General features: G+C 63.1%; 8 protein-coding genes. 5 read left to right on the top strand and 3 right to left on the bottom strand.

The window, feature by feature from the left end; genetic code table 11:
* Positions 1-792 (bottom strand): biotin/lipoyl-binding protein (locus tag EN969_RS12690; RefSeq protein WP_245467435.1); only part of this gene is annotated, 792 nt, incomplete at its 3' end.
* On the bottom strand, positions 785-1,249 hold the full coding sequence (locus EN969_RS12685) for a MarR family winged helix-turn-helix transcriptional regulator (protein ID WP_013528500.1): 465 nt from the start codon (positions 1,247-1,249) through the stop codon (positions 785-787). The genes EN969_RS12690 and EN969_RS12685, both read right to left, overlap by 8 nt.
* A gap of 178 nt (positions 1,250-1,427) precedes the next feature.
* On the opposite strand from EN969_RS12685, the gene EN969_RS12680 reads away from it, so the two are divergent.
* The 3 genes from EN969_RS12680 (at position 1,428) to yihA (ending at position 3,161) form a co-directional block, all read left to right on the top strand.
* On the top strand, positions 1,428-1,742 hold the full coding sequence (locus EN969_RS12680; protein ID WP_024502096.1) for a hypothetical protein: 315 nt from the start codon (positions 1,428-1,430) through the stop codon (positions 1,740-1,742).
* A 124-nt stretch (positions 1,743-1,866) separates the two neighbouring features.
* Positions 1,867-2,505 (top strand): CatB-related O-acetyltransferase, encoded by a 639-nt coding sequence (locus EN969_RS12675; RefSeq protein WP_063170424.1) that lies wholly within the window; start codon positions 1,867-1,869, stop codon positions 2,503-2,505.
* Positions 2,502-3,161, top strand: a complete 660-nt coding sequence (gene yihA, locus EN969_RS12670) for a ribosome biogenesis GTP-binding protein YihA/YsxC (protein WP_024502094.1) — start codon at positions 2,502-2,504, stop codon at positions 3,159-3,161. The genes EN969_RS12675 and yihA overlap by 4 nt, the downstream gene beginning before the upstream one ends.
* Positions 3,162-3,252: 91 nt before the next feature.
* Here the strand turns inward: yihA and EN969_RS12665 are convergent, their stop codons facing one another.
* Entirely contained in the window at positions 3,253-3,987 is a 735-nt protein-coding gene (locus tag EN969_RS12665) for a TetR/AcrR family transcriptional regulator (RefSeq protein WP_013528496.1), read from the bottom strand.
* Between the two features lie 132 nt (positions 3,988-4,119).
* Between EN969_RS12665 and EN969_RS12660 the strand changes: the two genes are divergently transcribed.
* Both EN969_RS12660 and EN969_RS12655 read left to right on the top strand, forming a co-directional pair.
* On the top strand, positions 4,120-5,319 hold the full coding sequence (locus EN969_RS12660) for an HlyD family secretion protein (protein ID WP_013528495.1): 1,200 nt from the start codon (positions 4,120-4,122) through the stop codon (positions 5,317-5,319).
* A 22-nt stretch (positions 5,320-5,341) separates the two neighbouring features.
* Positions 5,342-6,319, top strand: a 978-nt coding sequence (locus EN969_RS12655; protein WP_127419154.1) for a DHA2 family efflux MFS transporter permease subunit, incomplete at its 3' end; no start/stop codon positions are given.

Here is a 6,319-nt window from a genome sequence, read left to right as displayed (position 1 = left end):
GTGGAGAAGAACCCGTTCTATCTCCACCGGCTGGCTGGCGTCGCCGCCCGCCAGAAAGTGTCCGCTGCCCAAGCGCAGGCACAGGCGACGCCTGCCCAGCTCGGCGGCGACGAGGTCGTGCTGGGCGCTGTCGAAGGTCGCCTTCGAGGAGGTGGAGGTCTTGAGCAGATCCTGCTGGCGTTGGAAAGCGGCCTCGTAATAGGGGATGTCGGCCTGCGCCTGCTCGATCAGCGCCTGCGACTGCTGGTAGCTCGCCTGCAAGGTCAGCACCTGGTTGCGCACTGTGCCGAGCTGTGCCTGGGCGGCGGCAAGAGCGGTTTCGAAAGAGGCCGACCGCAACCGGAAAAGCACCTGGTCCTTCTTCACCGCCTCGTTCTCGTGCACGTCGATCTCGGACACAGTGCCGGAGACATCGGTGGAAACGCCGAGCGACTGCGCCTGGATGTAGGCATTGTCGGTCGTCATGACCTGGCCGCCGATGACGTAGTAATAGCCGCCGACGACCAGCGCGAACGGAAGCAGGGCAAACAGGATCGGCCGTGCCCGGCCGCGCTTGGGCTTGACCGGCGCCGGAGGCGCCACCGCAACCCCGGCCTGGCGTGGCTCCTTGGACGGAGCCTCGAGCGCCGCCGGCTCCAGGGCGACCGGTGATTCGAGCTCGTCATTGTCGATGACGGTGCTGGCTCGCCTTTGCTCGCGTTCGCTGTCCAGCCGGATGACCTGGTCGCGCGCCCGGTCGGCGGCGGATCCGTCTTCTTCGACAGGCTTCTTTGGTGAGGTTGATTCAGCCATGTGTTTTCTCCCGGTCGGCGGCAGGCTGGGCGCAAGCCGCGAGCAGATTGGATTTGATGAGGGATAGGGTTTGCAGCAGATGCAGTTGCGCATCCGCGGAAAGGCCGACAAAGGCCTCGTCACGCGTCTTCCGCCCATTGCCGCGCATGATTTCGATCAGCGGATGGGCTTGCGGCTTCAGGTACAGCAGCCATGCCCGGCGGTCAGCGGGATCGGGCCGGCGCTCGATGAAGCCGCTTGCTTCCATCTTGTCGAGCAGCCGGGCGAGCGTGATCGGCGTGATCTCGATCAGGTCCGCCAGTTTGTTCTGGTGGATGCCTTCATGCAGGCTGAGATAGGCCAGCACCTGCCACTGGGCGCGGGTCAGCCCCGATGCCCGCGACCTCTGCTCGAACCGCTTTCGAAGCAGGCGCGCGACATCGTGCAGCACGAAGCTGATGTTGGGTGACGATGGCATGGGAGGTACTGGAGTTTTTCGGCGCGACTGTTAGTGAGCATGCTTATTATCATCATGCACATAATCTTGCTGGACGCGGTGCGCAAGACGGACTAAGCCCGCCTGGAAAAAATGACGCATGGGCTGCGACCCACCCAAAGGCTCAGGTAGCGGGCTGTTGCCGGGCAAGGATACGACGATGAATTGGCTGAAGATCGCGACCGTGGCGGCCATTGCAGGATGGCCGGGCATTGCGCTCGCAAAGGGCGCCGTCAGTTGCGGCGGCGCCGCCATGCTGGGTGGCGCGCAATTGAACTGCAGCCACGTCGAACCCCAGGCGCCGCCTCAGTTTTGCACCTATAGCTGGGCTCTCCACATGCCGGCCGGCGACCAGAAAATCGTCGAAGGCAGCTTCATGCTGCCGCCCGGCGCCACGAATGTCACCGTCTATCAGGGCAGCGGTTTCGACAGTGCGCTGTCCGATCCGATCGTGATTTGCCGCGGCAGCAAATGAGCAAGGCCGTCAAGGAAAGCTCGCTCGTCACCCGATTGGTGCTATAGGGCGGACCACGCTATTTTGAACGGGCGCATTCGAGTTTCGGATGCACCTGGCGGCCATTTCTCTGACGGATTTCGACATGGACGGACCCAACCCAGACATCAAGCACCCGATCCCGATGCATACCCGCGTCGGCTTCCTCAAGGGACTGGTGAACGCGCCAAACATCGAGATCGGCGACTTCACCTATTATGACGACCCCGACGGGCCGGACAAATTCGCCGAGAAATGCGTCCTGCATCACTATCCGTTCATAGGCGACAAGCTGATCATCGGCAGGTTCTGCGCCATCGCCGAGGGCGCGCGCTTCATCATGAACGGCGCCAACCACGCCATGTCCGGCTTTTCGACCTATCCGTTCAATATTTTCGGCCATGGCTGGGAAAAGGGTTTTAACCCGGCGACCTGGTCGAAGGAGGTGCGCGGCGACACCATCGTCGGCAACGACGTCTGGATCGGGATGGAGGCGGTGATCCTGCCCGGGGTGGAAATCGGCCACGGCGCCATCGTCGCTGCGAAATCGGTGGTGACGCACGACGTGCCGCCCTATGCGATCGTCGCCGGCAACGCGGCCAAGGTGGTAAAGATGCGTTTCGACGACCGGACAATCAGGCGGCTGCTGGCGGTGGCGTGGTGGGACTGGCCGGTAGACAAGGTCAGCCGCAACCTCGATGCTATCCGGGGTGTCAATATTTCTCTTCTGGAGGCAGCAGCTTGAACGCTCTGAACAGCAGCATAATCGGCACCGAACTGTTTACGCGAGGGTGGATCTTCATCCGCGGCGTGCCGGCGATGAAGTTCCTGCCACCGGAAGGGCCGCCGGAAATCGCCTTTGCCGGCCGCTCGAATGTCGGCAAGTCGTCGCTGATCAATGCGCTGGTCAACCAGAAGGGGCTGGCGCGCACTTCCAACACGCCGGGGCGCACGCAGGAGCTCAACTATTTCGTGCCGGATGGATTTTCGGGCGAGGGCGCCGACCTGCCACCCTTGGCGCTGGTCGACATGCCCGGCTACGGCTACGCCACCGCGCCCAAGGAGAAGGTCGACGAGTGGACCAAGCTGGTCTTCGATTACCTCAAGGGCCGGGTCACGCTGAAACGCGTCTATGTGCTGATCGACGCCCGTCATGGCATCAAGGCCAAGGACGACGAAGTGCTGTCGCTGCTCGACAAGGCGGCGGTGTCCTATCAGATCGTGCTGACCAAGACCGACAAGATCAAGACTGCCGGCGTGCCGAGGCTGATCGAGGAGACGCTGGCAAAGATCAAGAAGCGGCCGGCGGCGTTCCCGTTCGTGCTGGCCACCTCTTCTGAAAAGGCCGAGGGCCTTCAGGAATTGCAGGCAGCCATCGTGCTTGCCGCCAATGGCGGCTAAAGCATCCGCACCTTAGAGCAATTCTAGGAAAAGTGTGAAGCGGTTTTCCGTCCAGAATTGCGTCTAAACAAAGAGTTAGAGCATGGTCTGGCTAGGGCTTGGCCTCGATAGCAATCGTCTGATGGCCTTCTTCCGCCACAAGCCTTTCGGTGCCGTAGGCCTTCAGGAACATGCTGACGCCTGACCTGACGATGTGGTCGATCTCGTCCTGGGTCGGGGCCTTGGTGCGGTAGGCGAAGATGCACTGGCGGAACAGACCGGCCAGGCACAGTTCGGTGAACTGATAGGCGGCAAGATCGACATCGTCGATGCGCAGCAGGTCGCGCTCGATGGCGGCATTGAGAAAGGCCGCGACCTTGTCGTGGCCACGCTTGGGACCGCGCTCGTAAAAACGCGCGCCCATGTCGGGGATCCGGTCTGATGCCCCGATCACCGTGCGCTGCGCTTGGACGACCTTGGCCGACGTGATCTTGAGAGCCAGCACCTTGCCGAACTTCACCAGCGTCTCGCGCAGGTTGTCGGCATTGTCCAGCACGTCATACATGTTCTTGAAGATGGTGCCGCGCTCTTCCTCGATCAGCGCCTCGAACAGCTCTTCCTTGTTGGCGAAGTAGACGTAGATCGTACCCTTGGAGACGCCGGCCTCGCGGGTGATGTCGTTCATCGAGGCGGCTTCGAAGCCCTTGTCGATGAAGACACGACGGGCGCCGTCGATGATCTGGCTGCGCTTGGCCGGATCCTGCCCCGCGGCCGGGCGGCCACGGCGCAAGCTTTCCAACAGGTCGTCACACGACTCGTTTTCGACATTGGGCGGGGTCTCGGCCATGAAAGTCACACCTCGAAAATAATTCGAACCAAGCGGTTCGATTGCCCTTGATATGGTCCTCTTTACGCGCTATGTCAACGGCCGGATCGAACCGAACGGTTCAATATTATATTATAACTTTAGAGAGATGTCATGTCCTCGAACGCGCCGACCACTGCTGAAGTCCGTCCCTTCCCCAACGCCAAGGTTGCGCCAGCGACGGAAGCACCGGAAGTACCTGTCCAGCCCGTCTCGTCGCCGCCGGCAGAGGCTCCGGCCAGGAAGAAGCGTTCGGTGCGTTCCTTCCTGCTGCCGGTCATCGGTGTTGCCTTGCTGGGCGCCGGCGCCTGGTATGGGTACGACTACTGGACAACGGGCCGCTTCATGATCTCGACGGACGATGCCTATGTCCAGGCGGACATGGCGTTCATCTCGCCCAAGATTTCCGGCTATGTCGATCAGGTCAAGGTCAGCGAGAACCAGCTGGTCAAGGCCGGCGATCCGCTGCTCGTCGTCGATGACGGCGATTACAAGATTGCCGTCGCCCAGGCCGAGGCGCAGATCGCCACCTTGAGCAAGACGCTCGACCGTATCGACGCCCAGACCGACGCGGCCCGCGCCTCGCTGCAGCAGGCCCAGGCGCAGAAGGTCGCCGACCAGGCCGCGGCCGACAACGCAGCCAAGGTCGCGGCGCGCGCCTCGCAGCTGCTCAAGACCCATGTCGGCACACAGGCGCAGCTGGACGACGCCCAGACCGCGGTCCAGCAGGCCGATGCCGCCCTTGTCGGCGCCGACGCACAGATCGCCGCCGCGCAAGCCAATATCGGCGTGCTGCAGGCGCAGCGCGCGGAATCGGCGAGCACGCTGGCGTCCCTGCAGCTCAGCCATGACAAGGCGCTGCGCGATCTTTCCTTCACCGTGCTCAAGGCGCCATATGACGGCATCGTCGGCAACCGCTCGGTCGAGCAGGGCGACCTTGTCAGCCCCGGCCAGAAGCTCGCCGTCATCGTGCCGATGGACAAGCTCTACATCGTCGCCAACTTCAAGGAGACACAACTTGCCCGGCTGGTTCCCGGCGAGAAGGTCAGGATCTCGGTCGATGCGACCGACGGCCAGGACTTCGAGGGAACCGTTTCGTCGCTGGCGCCGGCTTCGGGTGCCGTGTTCTCGCTGCTGCCGCCCGAAAACGCCACCGGCAACTTCACCAAGGTCGTGCAGCGCGTTCCGGTCCGCATCGATGTGCCGGCCGATGCGCTGAAGAGCGGTAAGCTGCGCGCCGGCCTGAGCGTCGTCGTCGCCGTCGACAGCCGCACCGCCCCATCCGGGTCGGCGTCAGTGGCAGCGTCGAATTGAGCGGCGGCCGGGGAGCAATGCCATGGCAACCGCAACCCTGACAGCAGGAGCGCCGCCGGCGAGGCCGGCTGTGCCTGACACCATTTCGACGCGGCGCGTCATCGCCTTCCTGGCGATGGTGTTCGGCATGTTCATGGCCATCCTCGACATCCAGATCGTCTCCGCCTCGCTGTCGGAGATCCAGGCCGGCCTGAGCGCCAGCTCCGACGAAATTCCGTGGGTGCAGACCGCCTACCTGATCGCCGAAGTGGTGATGATCCCGCTGTCGGGCTTTCTCAGCCGGATGCTGTCGACGCGCGTGCTGTTCACCATCTCGGCGGCAGGCTTCACCGCGGCCAGTGCGCTGGCGGCGACCGCCACCAACATCGACCAGATGATCGTCTACCGCGCCGTCCAGGGCTTCATCGGCGGCGGCATGATACCGAGCGTCTTTGCCGCTGCCTTCACCATCTTCCCGCCCTCGCGCCGCGCCGTCGTCTCGCCGATGATCGGCCTCGTGGCGACGCTGGCGCCGACCATCGGCCCGACCGTCGGTGGCTATATCAGCCATGCCATGTCCTGGCATTGGCTGTTCCTGGTCAATGTCGTGCCCGGCATCCTGGTGACAACGGCGGCCTGGATGCTGATCGACTTCGACAAGCCCAACCTCAAGCTGTTCAGCAAGTTCGACTGGTGGGGCCTCGCCGGCATGGCGGCCTTCCTGGGCTGCATGGAATATGTGCTCGAGGAAGGCCCCAACAATGACTGGCTGCAGGACCAGGGCGTCTTCATCTGCGCCGTCGTCATGACCGTCGGCGCGGTCCTGTTCTTCTGGCGCGTATTCACCGCCGAGGAGCCGATCGTCGACCTGAAGGCCTTCACCAACATCAACTTCGCCTTCGGCTCGCTATTCTCGTTCGTCATCGGCATCGGTCTCTACGGCCTGACCTATCTCTACCCGGTGTTCCTCGGGCGCATCCGCGGCTACGATTCGATGATGATCGGCGAGGCTCTGTTCGTC

Source organism: Mesorhizobium sp. M7A.F.Ca.CA.003.01.2.1, from assembly GCF_003998945.1.
Lineage (GTDB): Bacteria > Pseudomonadota > Alphaproteobacteria > Rhizobiales > Rhizobiaceae > Mesorhizobium > Mesorhizobium ciceri.
The sequence above is the reverse complement of the archived record's forward strand: the minus strand, read 5'-3'. Positions and strand labels throughout refer to the sequence as shown.